Origin of the sequence: Pseudoflavonifractor capillosus, assembly GCF_016899775.1 — a bacterium.
GTDB lineage: Bacteria > Bacillota > Clostridia > Oscillospirales > Oscillospiraceae > Lawsonibacter.
In genome coordinates, this window is the sequence record NZ_JACJJE010000013.1 from 42,475 (window position 1) to 65,439 (window position 22,965).

Consider the following 22,965-nt stretch of genomic DNA (forward strand, 5'->3'; position numbering starts at 1 on the left):
TATGGCAACGTCACAAAAGAAGACCGGAGGGAGCCGCTCCGCCTCGTCCTCGTCGGGAGGGCGGCGGACGGCCTCCTCCTCATCCAAATCCAAGAGCGGCTCCTCCCGCAGCCGCAAGCAGCCCCCCGCGCCCGCCCACCGGCCCTTCCGCCGGGAGGTGGGGGCGGGTATCTGCCTGCTGCTGGCCATCTTCACCATCTTCGGCTGCTTTCACATCCAGGCCCTGTTCATCGACGCCCTGTGCGGGCTCATCAAGGGCCTGATCGGCTACGGCTTCTGGCTGATGCCGCCGGCTCTGCTGCTCGCCAGCTTCATCCTGGCCTTTCACCGGGGCCGCCCGGTGCGCCTGCGGGTGTTCTGCGCCCTGATGCTCCCGCTGATGTTCTCCTGCGTGGTCCACAGCGTGATCGCCGAGAGCCTGCCCTGGGACGCCTCCCTGGCTCAGACCCTGTGGCAGAGCGGAGAGGCCCTGTCCAGCGGCGGCGTGCTCTCCGGCGTGCTGGGACAGGCCTTTGTCCAGGTGTTCAGCCGGGTGGGGGCGGCGGTGGTCTTTGTGCTGGCCCTGCTGATGCTGGGCCTGGGGGCCTTCAACCGCACCATTGTGGACGTGGCCGACTGGTTTTTCAGCCGCCCCCGGTATGAGTACGAGCCCCAGGACCCGCCGGAGCGCCCGGTGGTCCGGGTGCCCCAGCCCGCACCCCGGACCTCCGGACGGCGGGCGGAGGCGCCGGACATTGACATTCCGGTGGACGACGGCCCCCTGGTGGGCAAGGAGCCCCCTCCGCCCCCGGAGAAGAAGAAGCACTTCTTCGACCGCAGGCCCAGGGTACCCACCCCGGACCAGATTCTCACCGGAGGGGCGGCTGTGCCCCCGGAGCCCCAGAGCGCCGCTCCCGCCCCTCAGCCGGAGCCCGCGCCCGAGCCGGAGGAGGCCAATCCCACCCCTGCCTTTTTAAGCGCCCAGGCCCCGCAGCCGGAGCCTCAGGAGTCCAATCCCATCTCCGCCTATGCCGCGGCTGAGCCCGCCCCCGCGCCGGCGGTCTCCGCCCCTGTGGAGGCGCCGCCTCCCCCCATGCCGGAGATCGTCCGGGAGCCCGCCGTCCCCAAGAGTGCCAAGAGTGAGAAGGCGGAGGCGGAGCAGGCCGCCCAGGAGATGGCGGAGCACATTCAGGCGGGAATGGCCCAGGAGCCGCCCCCCTACCACTACCCCCCTCTGGACCTGCTCCAGGAGGGGAAGGGGGAGCTGGGAGGGGAGGCCCTGGTGGAGCTCAACGCCAACAAGCAGCGGCTCTCCGACACCATCCACTCCTTCGGCATCGACGCCAACATCGTCAACGTCACTCGGGGGCCCTCGGTCACCCGGTATGAACTGGAGCTGGACCAGGGGGTGCGCCTCAATAAGCTCACCAACCTGTCCGACGACATCGCCCTGTCCCTGGGGGCCTCGGGAGTGCGCATCGCCCCCATCCCGGGAAAGATATCCATGGTGGGCATCGAGGTGCCCAACAAGCTGGTCTCCCCGGTGAACATCCGCACCGTCCTCAGCTCCCAGGAGTTTCAGGACAGCCCCAGCAAGGTGTCCTTCGCCGTGGGCAAAGACATCGGAGGCAAGTGCATCGTGGGCAATATCGCCAAGCTGCCCCATCTGCTCATCGCCGGCACCACCGGCTCTGGTAAGTCGGTGTGCACCAACTCTCTCATTATCTCTCTGCTCTATAAGGCCAGCCCCGAGGAGGTCCGCCTCATCATGGTGGACCCCAAGATGGTGGAGCTGGGCATCTACAACGGTATCCCACATCTGCTCATCCCGGTGGTCACCGACCCCAAGAAGGCGGCCGGCGCCCTTCAGTGGGCGGTGACCGAGATGATGAAGCGCTACCGTATGTTCGCCGAGGTGGGGGTCCGGGACCTGGCCTCCTACAACGCCAAGGCCGCCAAGACCGAGGGGATGGACACCATGCCCCAGGTGGTGGTGGTCATCGACGAGCTGGCCGACCTGATGCTGGTGGCCGCCAAGGAGGTGGAGGAGTCCATCTGCCGGGTGGCCCAGATGGGCCGCGCCAGCGGCATGCACCTGATCATCGCCACCCAGCGGCCCTCCGCCGACGTGATCACCGGCCTGATGAAGGCCAATATCCCCAGCCGCATCGCCTTCGCCGTGGCCTCCGCCATGGAGTCCCGCATCATCCTGGACACCCAGGGCGCGGAGAAGCTGGTGGGCCGGGGCGACATGCTCTACTTCCCCCTGGGCTCCGGAAAGCCCACCCGGGTGCAGGGCTGCCTCATCTCCGACCAGGAGGTGGCCGCCGTGGTGGACTACGTGAAGCAGAACAGCGGTTCGGCCCAGTACGACGACCAGGTCATGCAGGAGATCGAGCAGCACGCTGCCGAGAAGGACAAGGCCTCCAAGGGGGTGGGCGGCTCCAGCCCCGTGGACGGGGAGGAGGAGTACGACGAGCTCATCAACTCCGCCATCGAGGTGGTGCTGGAGACCGGCCAGGCCTCCGTGTCCATGCTCCAGCGGCGGCTGAAGCTGGGCTACGCCCGGGCCGCCCGTCTGGTGGACCAGATGGAGGAGAAGGGGGTCGTGGGCCCCTTCGAGGGCTCCAAGGCCCGGCAGCTCCTCATCACCAAGGAGCAGTGGCAGGAGATGCAGTACCGCCAGGGCATCGTCTCCCAGCCCCCGGAGCCGGAGGCCCCGCCTCCGGAAGAAAATCCGGCGCCCTCCTACGCCGACGCCCCGCCCTTCGATGTGGACGAGGCCCTGGACCGGGCGGAGGAGGATACACTGTAAAAAAGGCCGCGGACTCAAAGTCCGCGGCTTTTTCATGTGTTCTATTGTTTGTGGTTCTTTCGGTCCAGCAGCCAACCAAGCGCCATGGCCACCGCGTACACCAGCAGATAGTAGACGCAGTCCATCTTGTAGGAGAAAATGGCGGCCAGGATCATAAACGCCGCCCCAATCAGCGCCAGAGCGGGGAGGACGAAGCGGCGGAAGGGGCGCTCGTCCCGGGCCTTCTTCATAAAGAGCAGATAGATGGGGATATACATGGCGTACAGGGTGATCACCGGCAGCTCAGAGGAGTCGAACCGGAAGGGGCCCAGCTCATTGAGAAGGGCGCCGAAGTAGAAGTAGCAGCACCAGAAGGCGCACATGACCAGTCCCGCCGAGGCGGCGTTGTTGGGCATGTTGGTGTACCGGTCCACCTGCGCGAGCAGCTCCGCCTTGGGGCCACGGCCCCGGGCGGCGATGGAGTAGAAACCTCGGGTGCAGGCCATCATCAGGCCGTTGCAGGTGCCCAGGCAGGAGAGAACCACAAACACAAACAGCCCCGTTCCGGCTACCGGGCCGAAGATGGTGGAGAAGGCGATGCGGGCGCCCTGCTCCCCATTCTCCATCATCACGGAGTTGGGGACCGCCCCGGCGATGCCCACGTAGTAGAACAGATAGATGAGCATGATGGCGCCCACGCCGAACACCAGGGCCAGGGGCAGGTTGCGCTTGGCGTTTTTGATCTCCGCGTTGATGGTGGTGGCGATGACCCAGCCCTCATAGGCGAAAGAGGTGGCCGCCAGCGCGGCAAAGAGGGGGCTTTCCACCGCATCCGCTGCCGCGGCGGCGGTGAAGTTCTCCACAATCAGGCCGGAGCGCAGCCCGGCTACAGTGCCGATGACTGCCATGAGCAGGATGGGCACCAGCTTGATAACGGTGAGAGAGACCTGGAACTTGCCCGCCAGCCTGGGGGCGGTGGCGTTCATAAAGTATACCAGGGCCATGTAGAGCATGGTGATGGCCAGACAGGGGCCGCTCAAAATGTCATAGCCCAGCAGGACGCAGGTGTACCGGGCGGACACCCAGCACAGGGTGCTGGTGAGACAGGGGAAGTACACCGCCGCCATGAACCAGCCCAGGTAATAGGCGTAGTCCTCACCCACGGTGGCCTCGGCGTAGTCCACCACGCCGCCCACCTTCTCATAGCGGGTGGCCATCACCGCGAAGGCGCAGGCGCTGGCAATGGCGATGCACCCGCCCAGCAGCCAGGCCAGTATTCCCGTCTTCAGATCGCCGCCGGTTGCGGTGAGGATTTTTTCCGCTTTGAAAAAGATTCCGCTTCCGATGACAATGCCGATCACCATGGCAATGGCGGTGGGCAGGCCGTATTTTTTGGTCAGTTGTTCTTCCATAACATTCCTTTCCCAGTTCCTCTGTTTAACGCGGTAACGCTGTAAAGTGTCTCGATCGCAGGGTTATTATTATACCGGAAAAGCCGCCGTTTGAAAAGAGGGGAAATGAGTTTTTTCCTCCCACAGCCCCTGCAGGCGACCGATTCAGACCGCAAAAGGTTCCCCGCGCCGGGACAGGTCCACTCCGCACTTGTCAATTCCTATGGAACTTGGTATAATAAATTTTACTGCATCGCCCCGGAGAAGCCGAGGTGCGCGTCCCAATGCGCACGGCGTCATCCCGGGGCACAGCCGGAGACGGCTCTGTTTTCATCTGGGCCATGTTTGAAAAATGTCAATATACCCAAACGGCGGGTCTTTTTCCGCCATACTGCGTTGATTTTCCTTGCAATACACAAAGTATTGCCGCGTCAAATCGCCTTGTCTGGCGAAAAAATCCCTCACCGTCGGGCACATTTCCAATTTTCAAACAAGGCCTAGCTTTTCCATTTCAAAGAGGTACCTCGCTATGGGCGCACTGACCGGATTATTACACCATATGGATTGGCTGAGCATGCTGCTGTTTGTGATGAGCGGCGTGGCCTGCCTCATCTGCCTCACCATCCACGAGCTCTCCCACGGCCTGGCGGCCTACAAGCTGGGGGACCCCACCGCCAAGCTCAACGGGCGGCTCACCCTGAACCCCCTGTCTCATGTGGACTGGATCGGTCTGTTCCTCCTGCTGGCTGTGGGAGTGGGCTGGGCCAAGCCGGTGCCGGTGGACCCCCGGAATTTCCGGGAGCCGCGGAAGGGAATGGCCATTACAGCCCTGGCCGGCCCTCTGTCCAACTTTGTACTGGCCCTGGTCTCCCTGGGGATTGGCTCCCTGCTGTTCCACTTTGGACCGGCCAACCGCCCTGTGGCTTATCTCCTGCTGTTTCTTTGCCAGCTCTCGGTGCTCAATGTGGGGCTTGGACTCTTTAACCTGATCCCCATTCCGCCGCTGGACGGCTCCCGGGTTGTGGAGATGTTCCTGCCGGAGCGGGCCTACCGGTGGGTGCTCCGCTATGAGCGCTATCTCATTGTGGCGGTGGTGCTGCTGGCCTGGATGGGCTTCTTCGGGGGCCCCCTGTACCGGGCCATGGCCTGGGTACTCCAGGGGATGTGCGAGATCACCCAGTTTCCCTTCTCTCTCATCGTATACAACTTCTTCTGAGGATAATCAAGGCCGGGAGGCGAAAGATTGGACAGTCCCATCTATCATCTGGAGCGGGTGGTCAAGGCCAGGACCGAGGACCTGGAGGACTTCACAGGTCCTCTGGACTTGATCCTCCACCTGCTGAGCAAAAATAAAATGGAGATCAAGGACATCCAGATCTCCCTGATTCTGGACCAGTATCTGGCCTGGATGGACCAGCGCAAGGAGCTGGACCTGGAGGTGGCCAGTGAGTTTGTCACCATGGCCTCCCAGCTGCTGTATATCAAGACCCGGATGCTCCTGTCCATCCACGACGAGGAGGCGCTGAGCGAGATGGAGCAGCTCATCGCCACCCTGGAGGCCCACCAGCGCAACGAGAATTACCTGAAGATCAAAGAGGTGGTCCCACAGCTGGACCAGCGGTATACCTACGGCCGGGACTTCCTCACCAAGGAGCCGGAGCCCCTCCAGCCCAACAAGGAGTACCGCTACGTCCACCCCAAGGAGGACCTGAAAAAAGCCATGCTGGCGGTGCTGGCCCGGTCGGACCACAAGCTGCCTCCGCCGGTGTCCGCCTTCCAGGGCATCGTGGGCCGGGAGCCCTACCCGGTGGCGGAGAAGGCCATGGAAATTTTAAACCGGCTGCTCCATCTGGGGGTGACCCGGTTCAGAAGCCTGTTCCGGGGCAGCCGCAGCCGCTCGGAGGTGGTGGCCACCTTCCTGGCGGTGCTGGAGCTGTGCAAGGCCAGGCGGCTGCGCCTGGCGGGGACGGCGGAGGACTGCACCGTCACCAGTACAGGGGAGAGCGGACCGGAGGAGGTTACCGCCCCCTCGAACGGGGCAGAATAACCGGGAGGAGGTTTGCTGCGTGGAACTCAAAGAGATGGAGGCGGCTCTGGAGGCCGTGCTCTTTGCCGCCGGGGAGCCGGTGGGGGTGGAGCGGCTGTGCCTGGGACTGGAGACCGACCGGCCCACCCTGGACGCGGTGGCCCAGCGGCTCATGGACCAGTACAGCTATGAGCGCCGTGGGCTGCGCCTGCTGCGGCTGGACGCCAGCTATCAGCTGTGTTCTGCTCCGGAATACGCCGACTACGTGCGGAAAACCCTGGAGAGCCGGAAGCCCGCCCGGCTGTCCCAGCCCGCCCTGGAGGTGCTGGCCATCATCGCCTACTACCAGCCGGTGACCAGGGCCTATGTGGACCAGGTGCGGGGGGTGGACAGCTCTTACACCGTGGGTCTGCTGCTGGAGCGGGACCTGATTGAGGAGAGCGGCCGCCTGGCGGTGCCCGGCCGGCCCATTTTGTACCGGACCACCAAGACCTTCCTGCGCTCCTTCGGGTTGAGCAGTTTGGAGGAGCTGCCTGAGCTCCCCAGCGGCACTCAGGAGGGGGACCAGATGACCCTGAAGCTGGAGGAGGCGGTGGCCAAGCTAAAGGCCGAGGAGGCCGGCGAGACGCCTCCGGAAGCGGCGGGGGGAGGTACCCCATGATCTGGGGAATTTTCTTGGCCGTTCTGGCGGCGCTGGCCCTGCTGGGGCGAACCCGCCTGGGCTTCCGGGGGACGTACACCCGGCAGGAGGTGGGCGTGTGGTTCCGCCTGGGGGCCTTTCAGTGGCGGCTCTACCCCTGGAAGAAGGAGAAAAAGCCGGAAAAGCCTAAGGAGGCGAAGCAGCAGCCGAGGCCCTCAAAACCGGAGGAGCCCAAGCCGCCGATTCTGTCCCCGAGCGGGGTGTTTCGGCTGGTCAGGCGGCTGCTCCCCGTGGCCCTGGAGGGTGCCGACGCCTTCCGGCGGCGGCTCCAGGTGGACGTGCTCCAGCTGGAGATCGTGGCGGGGGGACCGGACCCGGCATCCGCGGCGGAGCGGTACGGACAGATCAACGCCCTGCTGGGGGCGGTGTGGCAGCCGGCGGTGCAGGTTCTCCACATCCGGGACGGACGGGTCCACGTGGATCTGGACTTTGACCGGCGGGAGCCCGCCCTGTATGGGACGGCCTCCCTGTCCCTCACCGCCAGCCAGCTTCTGTGGCTGGGCCTGCGGTATGGCCCCAGGTGTCTGAATATCTTTTTGGATGTACGAAAACAAGAGAAGGCCGCGCAGGCGCGGCAGAGAAAGGCGGCTTAAACAATGGAACAGCAGCACCCGTTAAATGACCTGATGAGCACCGCTATGGAGAAGATCCGCACCATGGTGGACGCAAACACCATCATCGGCACCCCCATCCAGACGGGGGATGTGACCCTGATCCCGGTCTCCCGCCTGTCCTTCGGCATCGCCAGCGGGGGGAGCGACTTTGTCACCAAGAGCCAGAAGCCGGAGCAGCCCAAAAACTTCGGCGGCGGCAGCGGCGCCAGCGCCCGGCTGGAGCCGGTGGCCTTCCTGATCATCCGGGGGGACAGCGTGCGTCTGCTCCCGGTGGCGCCCGGGCCCATCACCACGGTGGACCGGATCGTGGACGCAGTTCCCGAGGTGGTGGACAAGGTGACCGACTTCATCGAGAAGCAGCAGGAGAAGAAAGCCCAGGAGGACGAACTGGCGTAAGGCGGAAATACTTTCCATCCTGTTTTGAGCAAGAAAGCTCCTGCTTCCGGGCAAGCTGATCCCATATCTCCGAAATGCAGGAGGCGATGGGAATTTGAAGTGCTGGAAAGGGATTTTCCTTGCATTCCTTCTGGTATTGACCCAGATCCCGGCGGCCCAGGCGGTGGGGACTTCGGCCTCCTCCGCCATCTTGATGGAGGCCGGCAGCGGCCGGGTGCTCTATGAGCACAACGCGGACGAGCCAAGGCTCATTGCCAGCATCACCAAGCTGATGACCGCCCTGGTGGCCCTGGAGTCCGGAAAGAGTCTGGACGACGTAGTGACCATTCAGGCGGAGGACACCCGCACTGAGGGCTCTGCCCTCTACCTGAAGCCTGGCGAGCATGTAAAGCTGGAGACTTTACTGTATGGGCTGCTCCTGCACTCCGGCAACGACGCGGCCCTGGCCATCGCCCGTTTCTGCGGGGGGAGCGTGGAGGACTTCGTGGCCGGCATGAACGCCAAGGCCCAGGAGCTGGGTATGACCAACAGCCATTTTGCCAACCCAAACGGCCTCAACGACGAGGGACATTACTCCTCCGCCCGGGATATGGCCCTGCTGGCCCGGGTCTGTCTGGACAACGAGTATCTGGCCCAGATGGTGTCCACCAGGACCATCACCCTGGAGGGGCGCACCTTTACCAACCACAACAAGCTGTTGTGGCGGTACGAGGGCTGTGTGGGGATGAAGACCGGCTTTACGGAGAAGGCCGGGCGGACCCTGGTGTCGGCGGCCCGGCGGGACGGGATGACCCTCATCGCCGTCACCCTCAACGACCCCGACGACTGGGCGGACCACGCCGCTCTCTTTGACTATGGCTTCTCCTCCTGTACTCTGGCAGCCGGGGTTCAGGCAGGGGAGACGGTGGGGAGCCTGCCCGTGTCGGGCAGCCTGGTCCCCCTGGTCCCGGTCCAGGCGGCGGAGGACCTGTCCTGGCCCCTGCTGGAGGGGGAGACGCTGGAGACGGAGCTGGAGCTGACCCGGACGTCCCTCACCGCCCCGGCGGCGGCGGGGACCCAGGTGGGCGTCCTGCGGGGCTATGTCAACGGTGTCCAGGTGGGGGAGGTCCCCCTGATATGCGCAGCGGCTGTGCCCCGCGATCTGGCAGAGCCGCAGAACCCCCTTCAGCGCCTGCTAGGCTGGTTTTTGAACTGAATTGGAACAGAGTGTGATAGGAGAAGGAGGCGGTCCCATGGAGGAGCGGCTGCAAAAACTGATCTCGTCCTGTGGACTGGCCTCCCGCCGGACAGCGGAGGCCTGGATCACGGCGGGGCGGGTGACGGTGAACGGAGTTCCCGCACAGTTGGGAGACCGGGCAGATCTGGACCGGGACCGGGTGGAGGTGGACGGCGTCCCCCTCCGCCTGGGGGAGGCGCGTACATACCTGATGCTCTATAAGCCCCGGGGCTATGTGACCACCCTGTCGGATGAAAAGGGGAGAAAGACGGTGGCCGCCCTGGCGTCCGGCTGCGGCCGGCGGGTGTGGCCGGTGGGGCGGCTGGACCTGGACTCGGAGGGCCTGCTGCTGATGACCGACGACGGGGCGCTGACCAACCAGCTGCTCCACCCCCGGCACCAGGTGGAGAAGGAGTACCTGGTGTGGGTCACCGGGGATGTGGACCGGGCCCTGCCCATTCTCGCCGGTCCCATGGAGCTGGATGGGGAGCCCCTGATCCCCGCCCGGGTGCGGCGGGGACGGACCTCGGGGGAGGTCACCCAGTTGTCGGTGGTCATCCGCCAGGGGAAAAACCGGCAGGTGCGGCGCATGTGCGCCCTGGCCGGCCTTGAGGTAACGCGGCTCAAGCGCATCCGGGAGGGAGACCTCTGGCTGGACCGAAGCCTGAAGCCGGGCCAGTGGCGGCCCCTGACGGCGGAGGAGCTGGCTCTTCTGGGCGGAAAACCAAAGATTTAACGAAAATGCAAGACGATTTTGCAAGAGATGGTGAAAATCCTGCAAAATTGACTTGCATTTTTTGTTGGAACCCGTTATCATAGGGCAGGAAGGAAAGAATGGCTCCCGCTCCGGGAGCTCCGTCAGGAGATGATTGCAGATGAATCGGGATATTTTGGCGCTGATCCACGAAAACATGGATACTTTTTCCAAGGGGCAGAAGCGGATCGCCAACTATATCTTGGAATCCTATGACAAGGCCGCCTTTATGACGGCCAGCAAGCTGGGGAAGCGGGTCAATGTGAGCGAGTCCACCGTGGTCCGTTTTGCCGCCGAGCTGGGATATGACGGCTATCCCAGCATGCAGCGGTCCCTGCAAAAAATGATCCGAAACCGGCTCACGTCGGTACAGCGCATCGAGGTGGCCAACGACCGCATGGGGGATCAGGACGTACTGGATATGGTCCTCCAGTCGGACATTGACAAGATCCGGCTGACTCTGGAGGAGATTGACCGGGAGAGCTTTGACAAGGCGGCCGACGCCATTGTGGCGGCCCGGCGCATCTACATTGTGGGCCTGCGGTCCTCGGCCTCCATTGCCACCTTTTTGGGCTTCTATTTCAATTTGATTTTTGACAATGTGGTGATGATCTCCGCCAACACCGTCAGCGAGGTGCTGGAGAGCCTGCTCCGGGTTGGGGAGGGGGACGTGGTCATCGGCATCAGCTTCCCCCGGTACTCCAGCCGGGCGGTCCAGGCCATGAGCTTCGCCCGGGACCGGGGGGCCACCACCATCGCCATCACCGACAGCGAGGTGTCCCCTCTGGCCTCCATCGCCCAGTACACCTTGAAGGCCCGCAGCGACATGGCCTCTTTCGTGGACTCCCTGGTGGCGCCGCTGAGCCTGGTAAACGCCCTGCTGGTGGCGGTGAGCCGGAAGAAGAACGAGGACCTGTCCAAGACCTTCGAGACCCTGGAGAAGATCTGGGAGGAGTACGGCGTATACGAAAAGACGCTGGAATAACAGACCATGACCGATATCATTGTCATTGGGGGAGGGGCCGCCGGTATGATGGCGGCCCTCACCGCCGCCCAGGGCGGGGCCAGTGTGGCGCTGCTGGAGCGCAACCCGAAGCTGGGGCGGAAATTGTATATCACCGGCAAGGGCCGGTGCAATGTGACCAACCACTGCTCTGTCCAGGAGGTGCTGGACAGCATGCCCCGGAACAGCCGCTTTCTCTACGGGGCTATGACCCGCACACCCCCCGCCTGGGTGGAGGACTTCTTTCAAAGGGAGGGAGTCCCCCTGAAAGTGGAGCGGGGGAACCGGGTGTTCCCAGAGTCTGACCGGGCGGCCGACATCATTGACGCCCTGTTCCATGCCCTCCGCCGCAGCCGGGTGCGGGTCATTCAAGACCGGGCCCGGCACATCCTTGTGGAGGATGGCGCGGTGTGCGGGGTGGCCGGAGAGCAGGGGGAGCATCTCTGTAAGGCGGTAATCCTTGCCACCGGCGGCGCCTCCTATCCAGCCACCGGCTCCACCGGGGACGGGTACGCCATGGCGGCTGAGCTGGGCCACACGGTGGTGGACGTCAAGCCCTCCCTGGTGCCTTTGGAGGCGGAGGGGGATCTGTGTCCGCGCATGCAGGGACTCGCCCTGAAAAATGTGGTTTTGAAAGTGAAGAACCGGAAGAACAAGGTCCAGTTTCAGGAACAAGGGGAGCTGCTGTTCACCCACTTCGGCCTGTCCGGCCCTCTGGTGCTCAGCGCCAGCGCCCACCTGCGGGACTTTGGGAAGGACGCCTACAGGGCGGTCATCGACCTGAAACCCGCCCTGGATGAGGAGAAGCTGGATGCCCGTCTGGTGCGGGAGCTGTCCGAGAACGCCAACAAGGACATGCAGAACGTGGCGGGGGCGCTGGTGCCCCGGCTGATGATTCCGGTGGTGCTGGAGCTGTCCGGCATCCCGCCGGAGCGGAAGGCCCACGACGTGACAAAAGGGGAGCGCCGCCGCCTGTTGGAGACCTTAAAGGGGCTCACCATCCCCATCAAGGGGCCCCGGCCCATCGCCGAGGCCATCATCACCTCCGGAGGAATCAAGGTGGGGGAGATCGACCCAAAGACCATGGCCTCTAAGAAAATACCCGGGCTGTTTCTGGCCGGGGAGCTCATCGACGTGGACGCCTACACCGGGGGCTTTAACCTCCAGATCGCCTGGGCCACCGGCCGCGCCGCCGGCGAGGGCGCGTTGCTTTTCTTGAAAGAAAAGTAACCATAAGAACTTTGGGACGCAAAATTTTGTTTTGCAAGATCGTTTCTGTTTCTTCTGTTCTGATCGAATGGGACAATGGGCGGACCGGTGTGTTATCCCCTGCGTCAAGTTTTGTATCAGGACCTATGGTTGGGGAGCTCAGGTGCAGTCCTTGAAGCGCAGACGAAATTCATCTCCTCTGCGTTAGGGCCCCAGTGGGCCCGGATTGAAGCGCAGGCAGGTATTCCTGATTTTGCGCGCCGGAAATTTTATGGGACTTGACAGGAGAGGCCCCTCGTAAATCGGGGTCCAGGGGGCCGCGAATATGGGCGCATGAGCGCCCATCCTGAGCGGCTCCTTGGCGGTTCTTTGGTGACTTTCTGGCCGCCCAGAAAGTCACTCGCCCCGCAGGGCGAAACCTTGTAAGGCGTGCTGAGGTCGTGGAGCCCTACACACAAAAAAGCTTATAAGATCAGGCGGCGAAACGCAGTTTCGCCCAAAAGTTCTTTTTGATTCTTTTTCTTACAAGAAAAAGAATGAACAACTCAAACGGAGCGGATACAGTTATGCAAGAGAGAAGCATCGCCATCGACGGCCCCGCCGGGGCCGGAAAGAGCACCCTGGCCCGGGCTCTGGCCCGGGAGCTGGGGTATTTGTATGTAGACACCGGAGCCATCTACCGCACAGTGGCCCTCCGGGCCCGTGAGGCTGGGGCGGACCCGTCGGACCCGGAGCAGGTGGCCCCGCTGCTGGAGGACCTGGACCTGCGCATGGACTACGGCGGAGACGGGGTACAGCGGATGTACCTGTCCGGCCGGGACGTGACCGAAACCATCCGGGAGAACGAGGTCTCCGCCTTAGCCTCCCAAGTGGCGGCCTTGCCGGCGGTGCGGGAATTTTTGCTGGACTTCCAGCGGAAGCAGGCCCGGGAGCACAATGTGGTCATGGACGGCCGGGACATCGGGACGGTGGTCCTGCCCCAGGCGGGAGTAAAAATCTTCCTCACCGCCGCCCCGGAGGCCCGGGCCCGGCGGCGTACCGCGGAGCTCCTTCAGCGGGGCCAGGACGCGAATTTTGACGAAATCCTGCGGGAGATCCGCCAGCGGGATGAGCAGGATGAGAACCGGCCGGTGGCCCCCCTCCGTCAGGCGGAGGACGCGGCCCTGCTGGACACCACCAATTTGGATTTGAAGGGCAGCTTGGAGGCCCTCCTGACCCTAGTGAGAGAGAGGCTTTCCCTGTGAAAATGAGATTTTACTATAACCTGCTGTACCGGATCGTGTGGCCCTTTTTCTGCCTGGTCCATCCCATTCGCTCCATTGGGCGGGAGAATATCCCGGAGGGAGGTGCGGTGTTCTGCGCCAACCACTCGGCTCTGGCCGACCCCCTGATGGTCTGCTTTGCCGCCACCCTGCGCTGGCACATCCGGCCCATGGCCAAGATCGAGCTCTCCCGGGTGCCCCTGGTGGGCTGGCTGCTGGGCAAGGCGGGGGTCATCTACGTGGACCGGGGCCACGCCGACGTGAAGGCGGTGAAGGAGGCCCTCACCTGCCTGAAGGCCGGAGGCAAGATGCTGGTATTCCCCGAGGGCACCCGGGTCCACGACGGGGAGGACGTATCCGCCAAGGGGGGAGCCGCCCTGTTCGCCACCCGGACGGGGGTACCTATCGTGCCGGTGTATGTCTCCCGGAAGAAGTACTGGTTCCGCCGCAGCCCGGTCATCATCGGCAAGCCCATCACCCCCAAGATCGCCGGACGGAAGGCCACCTCTGAGGAGCTGGAGAAGATCATGAACGATGTGATGGAGCAGATCTACCGCCTGGGGGAGACAGCATGAGAGAACTGCATCTGGCCAAGTCGGCCGGTTTCTGCTACGGGGTCCGCCGGGCGGTGGAGCTGGCCGAGTCCGCCGCCGCTTCCGGGACCCCCTGCGTCCTGCTGGGCCACATCATCCACAACCAGAACGTGGTGGACCGGCTGGCCTCCCTGGGGCTGCGCACGGTAGAGTCACCGGAGGAGGTGCCGGAGGGCTGTCAGGTGGTCATCCGCTCCCACGGGGAGAGCCGGGCGGTCTATGAGGCCCTCCAGGCCAGGGGCGCCAACATTTTGGACGCCACCTGCCCCAATGTGAAGCGTATCCACCAGATCGTCTCCCAGGCGGAGGAGCAGGGCCGTCAGCCGGTGATTGTGGGCACGCCGGACCACCCGGAGGTGGTGGCCATCGCCGGCTGGTGCCGCCGTCCGGTGGTACTTTCTGGGGTGGAAGATCTGACAAAATGGCTCTCAGAGGACCCAAAACGGCGGGATCTGCCCCTCACCTTTGTCTCGCAGACGACCTCTACCCCAAAAATTTGGAATGACTGCGTGAAAAAAGCAAAAAAAGAGTGTACAAATCCGGAATTTTTTGATACAATATGCGGAGCGACATCAAAACGCCAGGAGGAAGCCCATCAGTTGGCCGCGGTATGCGACAACATGGTGGTCATCGGCGACCGAAAAAGCTCCAACACCAAGCGTTTGACTGAGATCTGCCGGGAGGTATGTCCCAGCGTGCAGCAAATCGAACAGGCGGAGGAGCTGGACTGGAGCCGGCTGGCCCAGGCAGAAGTTGTCGGCATCACTGCGGGTGCTTCCACACCCGCGTGGATAATAAAGGAGGTTTGTGACAAAATGAGCGATGAAATCATGGAGATCGAGGAGTCCTTTGCTGACATGCTGGAGCAATCGATCAAAACTTTGAATAATGGGGATAAGGTAACTGGTACTGTTGTGGCCATCACGCCTACCGAGATCCAGGTGGATCTGGGTACCAAGCACTCCGGCTACATTCCCGTCTCTGAGCTCACCGACGACCCCACCGCCAAGGTGGAGGATCTGGTGAAGGTGGGCGACGAGGTGGAGGCCATCGTGGTCCGGGTCAACGACCAGGAGGGCGTGGTCACCCTGTCCAAGCGCCGTCTGGACGTGGACAAGCACTGGGAGGAGATTGAGGCCGCCCGGGAGAATGAGACCGTCCTGGAGGGCGTGGTCACCGAGGACAACAAGGGCGGCGTCGTGGTGTCCGTGAAGGGCATCCGGGTGTTCGTTCCCGCCTCTCAGACCGGCCTGCCCCGGGAGACTCCCATGAGCACCCTGGTCAAGGAGAAGGTCCGCGTCATCATCACCGAGGTCAACCGTGCCCGCCGCCGCGTGGTGGGCTCCATCAGCCGCGTCATCCGCGCTGAGCGCGCCGCCGCCGCTGAGAAGGTCTGGGCCGAGATCGAGGAGGGCAAGCACTACACCGGCACCGTGAAGTCCCTGACTTCCTACGGCGCCTTCGTGGACATCGGCGGCGTGGACGGCATGGTCCACATCTCCGAGCTGTCCTGGAGCCGCATCAAGCACCCCTCTGAGGTGGTGAAGGTGGGCGACACCGTGGACGTGTACGTCATCTCCTTCGACACCGAGAAGAAGAAGATCTCCCTGGGTATGAAGGACCGCAGCCAGGACCCCTGGACTGTGTTCACCACCACCTATCAGGTGGGCGACACCGCCAACGTGCGCGTGGTCAAGCTGATGCCCTTCGGCGCCTTTGCCGAGGTGGTGCCCGGTGTGGACGGCCTGATCCACATCTCCCAGATCGCCGACCACCGCATCGAGAAGCCCGGCGACGTGCTGGCCGAGGGCGACAAGGTGGACGTGAAGATCACCGACGTGGATATGGAGAACAAGAAGGTCTCCCTGTCCATCCGCGCTCTGCTGGAGGAGGGCCCCGCTGACGAGGAGCCCGCCGAGGACGAGGAGTAATCTCCCGCTCAAATAAGAGATGAGAACGCGCTGTCCGTTTGGACGGCGCGTTCTTTTTTGCAAAAAATCCCCGACCTCGATAGGAAGCGGGCGGCCCGGTGTGCCGCCCCTACAACAGGGGCCGAGGCCTGATTCCATATCGGTCACGGGCGACCGCAAGGGTCGCCCCTACGGTGGCGGAAATCTCCGGGGCGGGCGGCTGATAGCCGCCCCTACGGGCAAACACCAAATTTCGTAGGGGCCGGACACTGGCCGGCCCGTCGAGGTTCTCTGCGGTTCCAGAGCCCACCCTCATCCGCCTCGCATGCGCTCGGCACCTTCCCCCTCCTAGGGGGAAGGCTTTCGGGCGGCCGCAAGGGCCGCCCCTACATCAAGAAATAAATCCGCATCAGAAGCGCTAGTTCGGCAAAGCCAGGCGCGGGAGTGGAACCGCATCACCCTAATTTTTGCAAACCCAGGGCCCAGTGGCCCGGCAGAAATTTAGATCAGCCACTCAGATTTTGCGCGCCGGAAGTTCTGCAAAATCCGTCAAGTACGCGTCCCCCGTAATGGGGGTTCTAGGGGGAGGGCGGCATGGAGGCAGGAGCGGCTTTGCCGATCCTGCCGATTGCGCCCGCCCCCTAGCGTCTTTTGGTTTCTTTTCCACGTGGAAAAGAAACCCGCCCCGCAGGGCGGAACCTTTTCACGCCTTACGAAAATACAGAGCAGGAGAGACGCGGCGGGGGCAAGCCCCCGCCCTACAAAACTGCATAGGAAAAGTGTGCGCTCCGGCCGAATGACTGCGAAGTGTGTTTGAGAAAGAGTGTAAAAATGTTAAAATTAAGGAATAATTCTGGAGAACTCCCCAGAGAACTTGTCAAAGTCCGGAAAACTGGCTATAATATTCTTGGGTAAATATCGGAATGTGAAACATGCGCCGGATTCCGGCGAATCAAAACAGAATGGGAGGTGTAAGCAGTGTTTCACATTGGGGACAAGGTTGTCCACCCCATGCACGGAGCGGGCATCGTGGAGAGTATTGTACAGAAGAAGGTCAACGGCGTGACGCGGGATTACTACATCCTGAAGCTGCCGGTGCGGGCAATGGTGGTAATGGTCCCTGTGGAGCACTGTGAGGAGATCGGCGTGCGGCCCATTGTGGACCGGGCTCTGGCCGACCGGGTGCTGGACGAGATGGCCTCTCTCCATGTGGAGATGACCAATAACTGGAACCGGCGCTACCGGGAGAATATGGAGCGGCTCAAGAGCGGCGACCTGTTCCAGGTGGCCCAGGTGGTGAAGGGGCTCATGCTCCGGGACGTGGACCGGGGACTGTCCACTGGAGAGCGGAAGATGCTCCACTCCGCCAAGCAGATCTTGATTTCGGAAATTGTCATGTGCCAGAGCAGCAGCTATGAGGACGTGGAGGAGCGGATCAACCAGGCCCTGGCGTAATTGTACAGAAGGAAAACGCATAGACTGGACAAGGGGGAGCCGAAGGGCTCCTCTTTTGCGGAGGAGGAACAAGAGGATGGCAGGTCTTCTTTCCCGGCTGGGCCGGAAGAAATCGGTACATATCTGGTCCGCCGTGGTGGTGGCGGCCGGGAGCGCCCGGCGGATGGAGGGCATCGACAAGGTGCTCACCACCCTGGGGGAGCTGCCGGTGCTGGTGCACACCCTGCGGGTGTTTCAGCAGTGCCCGGACATCGCGGAGATCATCGTGGTCACCCGGGAGGATCTGATGGTGGAGGTGGGCAGCATCTGCCAGGACTTTGCCCTCACCAAGGTGCGCAAGGTCATCAAGGGCGGCAAGGAGCGCATCCACTCGGTCCAGGCCGGGCTGAGCGAGGTGCGGGAGGACGCGGAGCTCATCGCCATCCACGACGGGGCCCGGCCCCTGCTGCCGCCCGAGGTGCTGGAGGAGGTCCTCCACAGGGCGGCCCAGACCGGGGCGGCTGCCCCGGCGGTGCCCATCACCGACACGGTGAAGCGCTCGGAGAACGGCCTGGCGGTGGAGACGGTGGACCGCTCCACCCTGTTTGCCGTCCAGACCCCCCAGGTGTTCCAGGCCGACCTGATCCGGGCGGCGGTGCAGAAGGCCCTGGAGGATGGGGAGGTACTCACCGACGACTGCGCCGCCGTGGAGCGGCTGGGCATGAAGGTGTCCCTCACCCGGGGAAGCCGGGAGAATTTGAAGCTGACCACCCCCTTTGACCTGATCGTGGGGGAGGCCATTTTGGACGCGCGGGAGAGGGGAGAGCTGGGATGACTATGCGCATTGGACACGGATACGACGTACACCGGCTGGTGGAGGGCCGGAAGCTAATCCTGGGCGGGGTGGAGGTACCCCACACCTTGGGACTGCTGGGCCACTCGGACGCGGACGTGCTCACCCACGCGGTGATGGACGCCCTGCTGGGAGCGGCGGCTCTGGGGGACATCGGAAGGCACTTCCCGGACACCGACCCGGCCTACGCGGGTGCGGACAGCCTGAAGCTGCTGGACCATGTGGTGGAGCTGCTGGAGGAGAAGGGGTACCAGGTGGGCAACGTGGATGCCACCATTTTGGCCCAGAAGCCCAAGCTGGCCCCCTATATTGAAAAAATGCGGGACAACCTGGCCGCCCGGATGAAGGTGGAGCCGGACCAGGTGAACGTGAAAGCCACCACTGAGGAGAAGCTGGGCTTCACCGGCGCCGAGGAGGGCATCGCCGCCCACGCCGTCGCCCTACTTTCTTTGAAAAGAAAGTAGCAAAGAAACTTGATGCGAAACTTCGTTTCGCCTCTTGCGTTTATACATGCCAAGGTTGAAAAAGCAAAATTTGCAGGTTCTTAACAAAAAAACTTCATTTCCGCCTTGACAGGGAAACCCATGGCTGGTATACTAGCTTCACGGAAGCAAAAGGGAGTAGTGCAGGGCCGCTGTCAACATCCCGGCTTGAAATGCAAGCCTGGCAGCGGACGCCGAGAGTTTCGGTTACAAGACTTTTGCGTAAGCGTTTGTTTGCAGACGTTTGCGCAGAAGTCTTTTTTTCTTTGCAGCCCGCTCTGATCCCGGACGACCGCTTCTAAAATGCAAACCAGATCCGCTGAGGCTGCATAGTCCAGCGGAGGGAAGGAGAGACGTGTCCATGGAGTCCAGATATTACGGTCAGACCCCCGAACAGGTCTTAGCGGCCGTGGAGAGCAGGGAGGAGGGCCTCACTTCCCGGCAGGCTCAGGAGCGGCTGGAGAGATTCGGCCCCAACGCGCTGCGGGAGGAGAAAAAGAAGCCGGTGTGGCAGGTGTTCCTGGAGCAGTTCAAGGACCTGCTGGTGGTGATTCTCATTGCCGCCGCTGTGATCTCCATGCTGTCCGGCAATGTGGAGAGCACCATTGTCATCTTTGCGGTGCTGATCCTCAACGCGGTGCTGGGCACCGTCCAGCACTGCAAGGCGGAAAAATCCCTGGAGAGCTTGAAGGCCATGTCCGCCCCCACCGCCCGGGTGCTCCGGGACGGAGAGCGGCTGGTGATCCCCTCCGCCCAGATCGTCCCCGGCGACATTGTGGAGCTGGAGGCGGGGGATATGGTGGTGGCCGACGGCCGCATTCTGCATAACTACTCCCTGAAAGTGAACGAGAGCTCCCTCACCGGCGAGAGCGAGGGGGTGGAGAAGACCGAGGCGGTCATTGAAGGGGACAAGGTGGCCCTGGGGGACCGAAAAAACCTGGTGTTCTCCGGTTCTCTGGTCACCTATGGCCGGGCCCTGGTGGTGATTACCGGCACCGGCATGGACACGGAGCTGGGGAAGGTGGCCGCCCTGATGAACCAGACCCAGCGGCGCAAGACTCCTCTCCAGGAGAGCCTGGACCAGTTCAGCCGCCGGCTGGCCATGATCATCCTCATCATCTGCGTGGGCGTGTTCGCCCTGTCCCTGTACCATGCGGGAGGGTTCGGCACCCAGGCCATCCTGGACTCTCTCATGTTTGCCGTTGCCCTGGCGGTGGCCGCCATCCCCGAGGCCCTCAGCTCCATCGTCACCATCGTCCAGGCCATGGGCACCCAGAAGATGGCCCGGGAGAACGCCATCATGAAGGAGCTCAAGGCGGTGGAGACCCTGGGGGCGGTGTCGGTGATCTGCTCGGATAAGACGGGCACCCTCACCCAGAACAAAATGACCCCTCAAACCGCCTTTGTAGATGGGGAGCTCATTCCCTGCCAGGAGCTGACGCTGGAGAACCCCATTCACCGGCGGCTGGTCCGGGCCGCCATCCTGGCCAGCGACGCCACCACCGACGAGGAGAAGGGGACCGCCGTGGGCGACCCCACCGAGGTGGCCCTCATTATGATCGGCGATCGCATGGGCATCGAGGAGCGGGCCTACCGGGCCCAGTACCCCCGCCTGTGCGAGCTGGCCTTTGACTCCGACCGGAAGCTCATGTCCACCCTCCACGTGCTGGAGGAGGGGGAGACGGTGATGCTCACCAAGGGGGCCCTGGACGTGCTGCTGGACCGGTCTGTGAGCCTGCTCACCTCGGAAGGGGTCGTAGAGCTCACGCAGGAGCGGCGGGAGCAGATCCTGGCGGTGAACCAGGCTCTGTCCAGCCAGGGGCTGCGGGTGCTGGCCTTCGCCTTTCGGGGGATGCCGGGAGCCAGGCAGGTCACCCTGGAGGATGAGCGGAACTATACCTTCATCGGCCTGATCTCCATGATCGACCCGCCCCGACCGGAGGCCGTTCAGGCGGTGGCCGACGCCAAGCGGGGCGGCATCCGCACCGTGATGATCACCGGCGACCACAAGGTCACCGCCTCCGCCATTGCCAAACAGATCGGCATTCTCCAGGAGGGAGACGAGGCCCTGTCCGGCGGTGAACTGGACGAGCTGGACGACCAGGCGCTGGACCGGAAGCTGGAGCACGTGTCCGTCTACGCCCGGGTGTCTCCGGAGCACAAAATCCGCATTGTCAACGCCTGGAAGCGCAAGGGGAAGATCGTGGCCATGACCGGCGACGGGGTGAACGACGCCCCCGCCCTCAAGTCTGCGGACATCGGCGTGGCCATGGGCATCACCGGCACCGAGGTGTCCAAGGACGCCGCCGCCATGATTCTGGCCGACGACAACTTTGCCACCATTGTCAAGGCGGTGGTTAACGGCCGGGGCGTGTACACCAACATCAAAAACGCCATCACCTTCCTGCTCTCGGGGAATATGGCGGGCATTTTCAGTGTGCTGGTCACCTCGATTCTGGGCCTGCCCAATCCCTTCCTGCCGGTCCACCTGCTGTTCATCAACCTGCTGACCGACTCACTGCCAGCCATCGCCATCGGGGTGGAGCCCGCCACCGGCGACCTGCTCTCCCAGAAGCCCCGGGACCCCAAGGAGCCCATCCTGAGCCGGTCCCTCATGGGCCGAATCGGCGTGTACGGCCTGCTGATTGCTGCCGCCACCATGGCCGCCTACTTTATGGGCCTGAACAGCGGGGGGAGCGCCCTGGCCATGACGCTGGCCTTTGCCACCCTCACCCTGGCCCGGCTGTTCCACGGCTTCAACTGCCGGGGACGGCAGTCCATCTTCGCCCTGGGCTTTCTGAGCAACAAGGCCAGTCTGGCCGCCTTCTGCGCGGGGGTCGTGCTGCTGGCGGCGGTGCTGTTTGTGCCCTTCCTGAGCGGCCTCTTCCAGGTGGCCCCCTTTACCATGGAGCAGATCGGCCTGTGCGCCCTGCTCGCCCTATTGCCCACTGTCGTCATCCAGATCGGCAAGTGTGTTGGTCTGAGATGACCATCTTCCTTTCCTTTCTTTTGCAGAGGCGGTCCCAGTCCGGGGCCGCCTCAATTTTTGCGCCGTCAAAGAGAACAGAGCCCCTCCGAAGCGGCCGGAGAGGCTCTGTTAACGCATCAATTTATATTGGAAGGAAGGACACCGCCCACTGGAACACCGGCCCGAAAACCAGGGCAGGGAGGAGGTTGGCCACTTTAAACTTGGTGCCGAAGCACAGGTTGACCCCCACGCAGAAGATGAGCATGTTTCCCAGGAAAGACAGGTTGGCGATGACCCCATCGCTGAATACCGGGGCCACCAGCCCGGCGCAGAGGGTGACCGCCCCCTGGACCACTCCCACCGGCAGGGCGGAGAAGATGGCCCCTTTGCCGTAGATGGAGGCAAAGATCATCACGATCATAAAGTCCAGGATGGACTTGGTGTACAGGGTGGCCGCGTCGCCGGTGAGGCCGTCCTGGATGGAGCCCACAATGGCCATCGCTCCGATGCACACAGTGAGGGAGGCGGTGACAAAGCCCTGGATGAACTGGCTGTCGCCGCCCCGGTCAGCCTTGGCTTTCAGCCAGGCCCCCAGCTGCTCCATACGCCGATCCAGGTCAATGAACTCGCCCGCCAGCGCCCCCAGGGCCAGTGCCAGGATCATGGCCAGGGTTTTGCCCGTGCCGGCGGAGGAGAGAACGCCGTTTTCCGCGGTCAGCATCCCCGCCAGAGCCCCCGAGGCCCCAATGAACAGGGTGGCCAGCCCCAGAGCCTTCAAAATACCCTCCTGGTAGTGCTCTTTCAGGCCGCCCTTGGCCAGCAGGCCCAGTGAGCCGCCCACTATAATGGCCAGGACGTTGGCGATGGTTCCCGTGCCGATCATGGAGAATTCCCCCTGTCAATTCCGTTATGTCCTTTGAAATTATAGCAGGTTTTCCCGGGAAGGGAAAGGGAGCACGCGAAAATAGACTGGACAAGCGGCGGGAGGCAGCTGTTTACCGCTGTTTAACGTGGGGGCGGCTCGAAAGCAAGGGGCCGTCGGGACAGGGGCGGCGCGGACTGCGGCCGCTGCGGGCAGTGTGTCAGATCAGCGCGGCGGACGGCTCCAGCGCAGATACAGGCCGGACCACTGGAGCGGTTTTGCTTCCTAAGCATACCTGTGGTTTTCCGTTGACAGGACCTTTGGGCCCGTGGTAAGATAAGAAAAACAATCCAACCATGCTGAAGAGAAGGGAGGCACAAATCGTCCGCCGCTGGAAGGAGCCTTGAGCGCCAGAAGAGCCGCCGGGGAGGGCGGCTATGAATTTTGAGACATAGATCAACAAAATAAAAATTTTGTTGACCTGAGGGGAGGCAAAATGGCCCCTCTCCCGAGTTTTCC

At 63.1% G+C, this 22,965-nt stretch carries 19 protein-coding genes; 17 read left to right on the plus strand and 2 right to left on the minus strand.

Features of this window, described 5'->3' with window-relative positions; genetic code table 11:
- The first annotated feature begins 1 nt into the window (after nt 1).
- Entirely contained in the window at nt 2-2,794 is a 2,793-nt protein-coding gene (locus H6B31_RS06035) for an FtsK/SpoIIIE family DNA translocase (RefSeq protein WP_204897723.1), read from the plus strand.
- A gap of 41 nt (nt 2,795-2,835) precedes the next feature.
- On the opposite strand, the gene H6B31_RS06040 is transcribed toward H6B31_RS06035, so the two are convergent.
- On the minus strand, nt 2,836-4,185 hold the full coding sequence (locus tag H6B31_RS06040) for an APC family permease (protein WP_204897724.1): 1,350 nt from the start codon (nt 4,183-4,185) through the stop codon (nt 2,836-2,838).
- 538 nt (nt 4,186-4,723) lie between these two features.
- On the opposite strand from H6B31_RS06040, the gene H6B31_RS06045 reads away from it, so the two are divergent.
- The 16 genes from H6B31_RS06045 to H6B31_RS06120 all read left to right on the plus strand — a co-directional run bounded on the left by H6B31_RS06045 (nt 4,724) and on the right by H6B31_RS06120 (nt 21,605).
- On the plus strand, nt 4,724-5,380 hold the full coding sequence (locus H6B31_RS06045) for a site-2 protease family protein (RefSeq protein WP_243418877.1): 657 nt from the start codon (nt 4,724-4,726) through the stop codon (nt 5,378-5,380).
- Between the two features lie 27 nt (nt 5,381-5,407).
- Nucleotides 5,408-6,211, plus strand: coding sequence for a segregation and condensation protein A (locus H6B31_RS06050; protein ID WP_204897726.1), 804 nt, complete (start codon nt 5,408-5,410; stop codon nt 6,209-6,211).
- A gap of 19 nt (nt 6,212-6,230) precedes the next feature.
- On the plus strand, nt 6,231-6,851 hold the full coding sequence (scpB, locus tag H6B31_RS06055; RefSeq protein ID WP_204897727.1) for an SMC-Scp complex subunit ScpB: 621 nt from the start codon (nt 6,231-6,233) through the stop codon (nt 6,849-6,851).
- Nucleotides 6,848-7,483: a DUF2953 domain-containing protein gene (locus H6B31_RS06060; RefSeq protein WP_204897728.1), complete on the plus strand. Its 636-nt coding sequence runs from the start codon at nt 6,848-6,850 to the stop codon at nt 7,481-7,483. The genes scpB and H6B31_RS06060 overlap by 4 nt, the downstream gene beginning before the upstream one ends.
- Before the next feature lie 3 nt (nt 7,484-7,486).
- On the plus strand, nt 7,487-7,900 hold the full coding sequence (gene ytfJ / locus H6B31_RS06065) for a GerW family sporulation protein (protein ID WP_204897729.1): 414 nt from the start codon (nt 7,487-7,489) through the stop codon (nt 7,898-7,900).
- A 94-nt stretch (nt 7,901-7,994) separates the two neighbouring features.
- Complete coding sequence (locus tag H6B31_RS06070; RefSeq protein ID WP_243418878.1) at nt 7,995-9,095, plus strand: D-alanyl-D-alanine carboxypeptidase family protein; 1,101 nt, start codon at nt 7,995-7,997, stop codon at nt 9,093-9,095.
- Nucleotides 9,096-9,132: 37 nt separating this feature from the next.
- Complete coding sequence (locus tag H6B31_RS06075; RefSeq protein ID WP_204897730.1) at nt 9,133-9,852, plus strand: pseudouridine synthase; 720 nt, start codon at nt 9,133-9,135, stop codon at nt 9,850-9,852.
- Nucleotides 9,853-9,991: 139 nt separating this feature from the next.
- Nucleotides 9,992-10,855, plus strand: a complete 864-nt coding sequence (locus H6B31_RS06080; RefSeq protein ID WP_087289576.1) for a MurR/RpiR family transcriptional regulator — start codon at nt 9,992-9,994, stop codon at nt 10,853-10,855.
- Between the two features lie 6 nt (nt 10,856-10,861).
- The gene (locus H6B31_RS06085; RefSeq protein ID WP_204897731.1) at nt 10,862-12,103 is read left to right on the plus strand and encodes a BaiN/RdsA family NAD(P)/FAD-dependent oxidoreductase; all 1,242 of its coding nucleotides are present in this window, start codon (nt 10,862-10,864) and stop codon (nt 12,101-12,103) included.
- Between the two features lie 545 nt (nt 12,104-12,648).
- The gene (gene cmk / locus H6B31_RS06090; protein ID WP_204897732.1) at nt 12,649-13,326 is read left to right on the plus strand and encodes a (d)CMP kinase; all 678 of its coding nucleotides are present in this window, start codon (nt 12,649-12,651) and stop codon (nt 13,324-13,326) included.
- 2 nt (nt 13,327-13,328) lie between these two features.
- Nucleotides 13,329-13,919 carry a lysophospholipid acyltransferase family protein gene (locus H6B31_RS06095; RefSeq protein WP_204897748.1) on the plus strand — a complete coding sequence of 197 codons (591 nt, stop codon included), beginning with the start codon at nt 13,329-13,331 and terminating at the stop codon, nt 13,917-13,919.
- Nucleotides 13,916-15,868: a bifunctional 4-hydroxy-3-methylbut-2-enyl diphosphate reductase/30S ribosomal protein S1 gene (locus H6B31_RS06100; protein ID WP_204897733.1), complete on the plus strand. Its 1,953-nt coding sequence runs from the start codon at nt 13,916-13,918 to the stop codon at nt 15,866-15,868. Before H6B31_RS06095 ends, H6B31_RS06100 begins: the two co-directional genes overlap by 4 nt.
- A gap of 957 nt (nt 15,869-16,825) precedes the next feature.
- A complete protein-coding gene (locus H6B31_RS06105; RefSeq protein WP_087289571.1) occupies nt 16,826-17,302 on the plus strand; it encodes a CarD family transcriptional regulator in 477 nt (158 codons plus the stop codon).
- 76 nt (nt 17,303-17,378) lie between these two features.
- On the plus strand, nt 17,379-18,116 hold the full coding sequence (gene ispD / locus H6B31_RS06110; RefSeq protein WP_204897734.1) for a 2-C-methyl-D-erythritol 4-phosphate cytidylyltransferase: 738 nt from the start codon (nt 17,379-17,381) through the stop codon (nt 18,114-18,116).
- Nucleotides 18,113-18,598, plus strand: coding sequence for a 2-C-methyl-D-erythritol 2,4-cyclodiphosphate synthase (gene ispF, locus H6B31_RS06115; RefSeq protein WP_346014041.1), 486 nt, complete (start codon nt 18,113-18,115; stop codon nt 18,596-18,598). The genes ispD and ispF overlap by 4 nt, the downstream gene beginning before the upstream one ends.
- A 379-nt stretch (nt 18,599-18,977) precedes the next feature.
- Nucleotides 18,978-21,605 (plus strand): cation-translocating P-type ATPase, encoded by a 2,628-nt coding sequence (locus H6B31_RS06120; protein WP_204897735.1) that lies wholly within the window; start codon nt 18,978-18,980, stop codon nt 21,603-21,605.
- 121 nt (nt 21,606-21,726) lie between these two features.
- Here the strand turns inward: H6B31_RS06120 and H6B31_RS06125 are convergent, their stop codons facing one another.
- Complete coding sequence (locus H6B31_RS06125; RefSeq protein ID WP_204897736.1) at nt 21,727-22,467, minus strand: DUF554 domain-containing protein; 741 nt, start codon at nt 22,465-22,467, stop codon at nt 21,727-21,729.
- Between the last annotated feature and the right edge of the window lie 498 nt (nt 22,468-22,965).

What these genes read in the sequence shown, in the direction of transcription:
- H6B31_RS06035 (WP_204897723.1), top strand. Translation starts at nt 2, where the DNA reads ATGGCAACGTCACAAAAGAAGACCGGAGGGAGCCGCTCCGCCTCGTCC.
- H6B31_RS06040 (WP_204897724.1), bottom strand. Translation starts at nt 4,185, where the DNA reads ATGGAAGAACAACTGACCAAAAAATACGGCCTGCCCACCGCCATTGCC.
- H6B31_RS06045 (WP_243418877.1), top strand. Translation starts at nt 4,724, where the DNA reads ATGGATTGGCTGAGCATGCTGCTGTTTGTGATGAGCGGCGTGGCCTGC.
- H6B31_RS06060 (WP_204897728.1), top strand. Translation starts at nt 6,848, where the DNA reads ATGATCTGGGGAATTTTCTTGGCCGTTCTGGCGGCGCTGGCCCTGCTG.
- ytfJ (WP_204897729.1), top strand. Translation starts at nt 7,487, where the DNA reads ATGGAACAGCAGCACCCGTTAAATGACCTGATGAGCACCGCTATGGAG.
- H6B31_RS06075 (WP_204897730.1), top strand. Translation starts at nt 9,133, where the DNA reads ATGGAGGAGCGGCTGCAAAAACTGATCTCGTCCTGTGGACTGGCCTCC.
- H6B31_RS06080 (WP_087289576.1), top strand. Translation starts at nt 9,992, where the DNA reads ATGAATCGGGATATTTTGGCGCTGATCCACGAAAACATGGATACTTTT.
- H6B31_RS06085 (WP_204897731.1), top strand. Translation starts at nt 10,862, where the DNA reads ATGACCGATATCATTGTCATTGGGGGAGGGGCCGCCGGTATGATGGCG.
- cmk (WP_204897732.1), top strand. Translation starts at nt 12,649, where the DNA reads ATGCAAGAGAGAAGCATCGCCATCGACGGCCCCGCCGGGGCCGGAAAG.
- H6B31_RS06095 (WP_204897748.1), top strand. Translation starts at nt 13,329, where the DNA reads ATGAGATTTTACTATAACCTGCTGTACCGGATCGTGTGGCCCTTTTTC.
- H6B31_RS06100 (WP_204897733.1), top strand. Translation starts at nt 13,916, where the DNA reads ATGAGAGAACTGCATCTGGCCAAGTCGGCCGGTTTCTGCTACGGGGTC.
- ispD (WP_204897734.1), top strand. Translation starts at nt 17,379, where the DNA reads ATGGCAGGTCTTCTTTCCCGGCTGGGCCGGAAGAAATCGGTACATATC.
- ispF (WP_346014041.1), top strand. Translation starts at nt 18,113, where the DNA reads ATGACTATGCGCATTGGACACGGATACGACGTACACCGGCTGGTGGAG.
- H6B31_RS06120 (WP_204897735.1), top strand. Translation starts at nt 18,978, where the DNA reads ATGGAGTCCAGATATTACGGTCAGACCCCCGAACAGGTCTTAGCGGCC.
- H6B31_RS06125 (WP_204897736.1), bottom strand. Translation starts at nt 22,467, where the DNA reads ATGATCGGCACGGGAACCATCGCCAACGTCCTGGCCATTATAGTGGGC.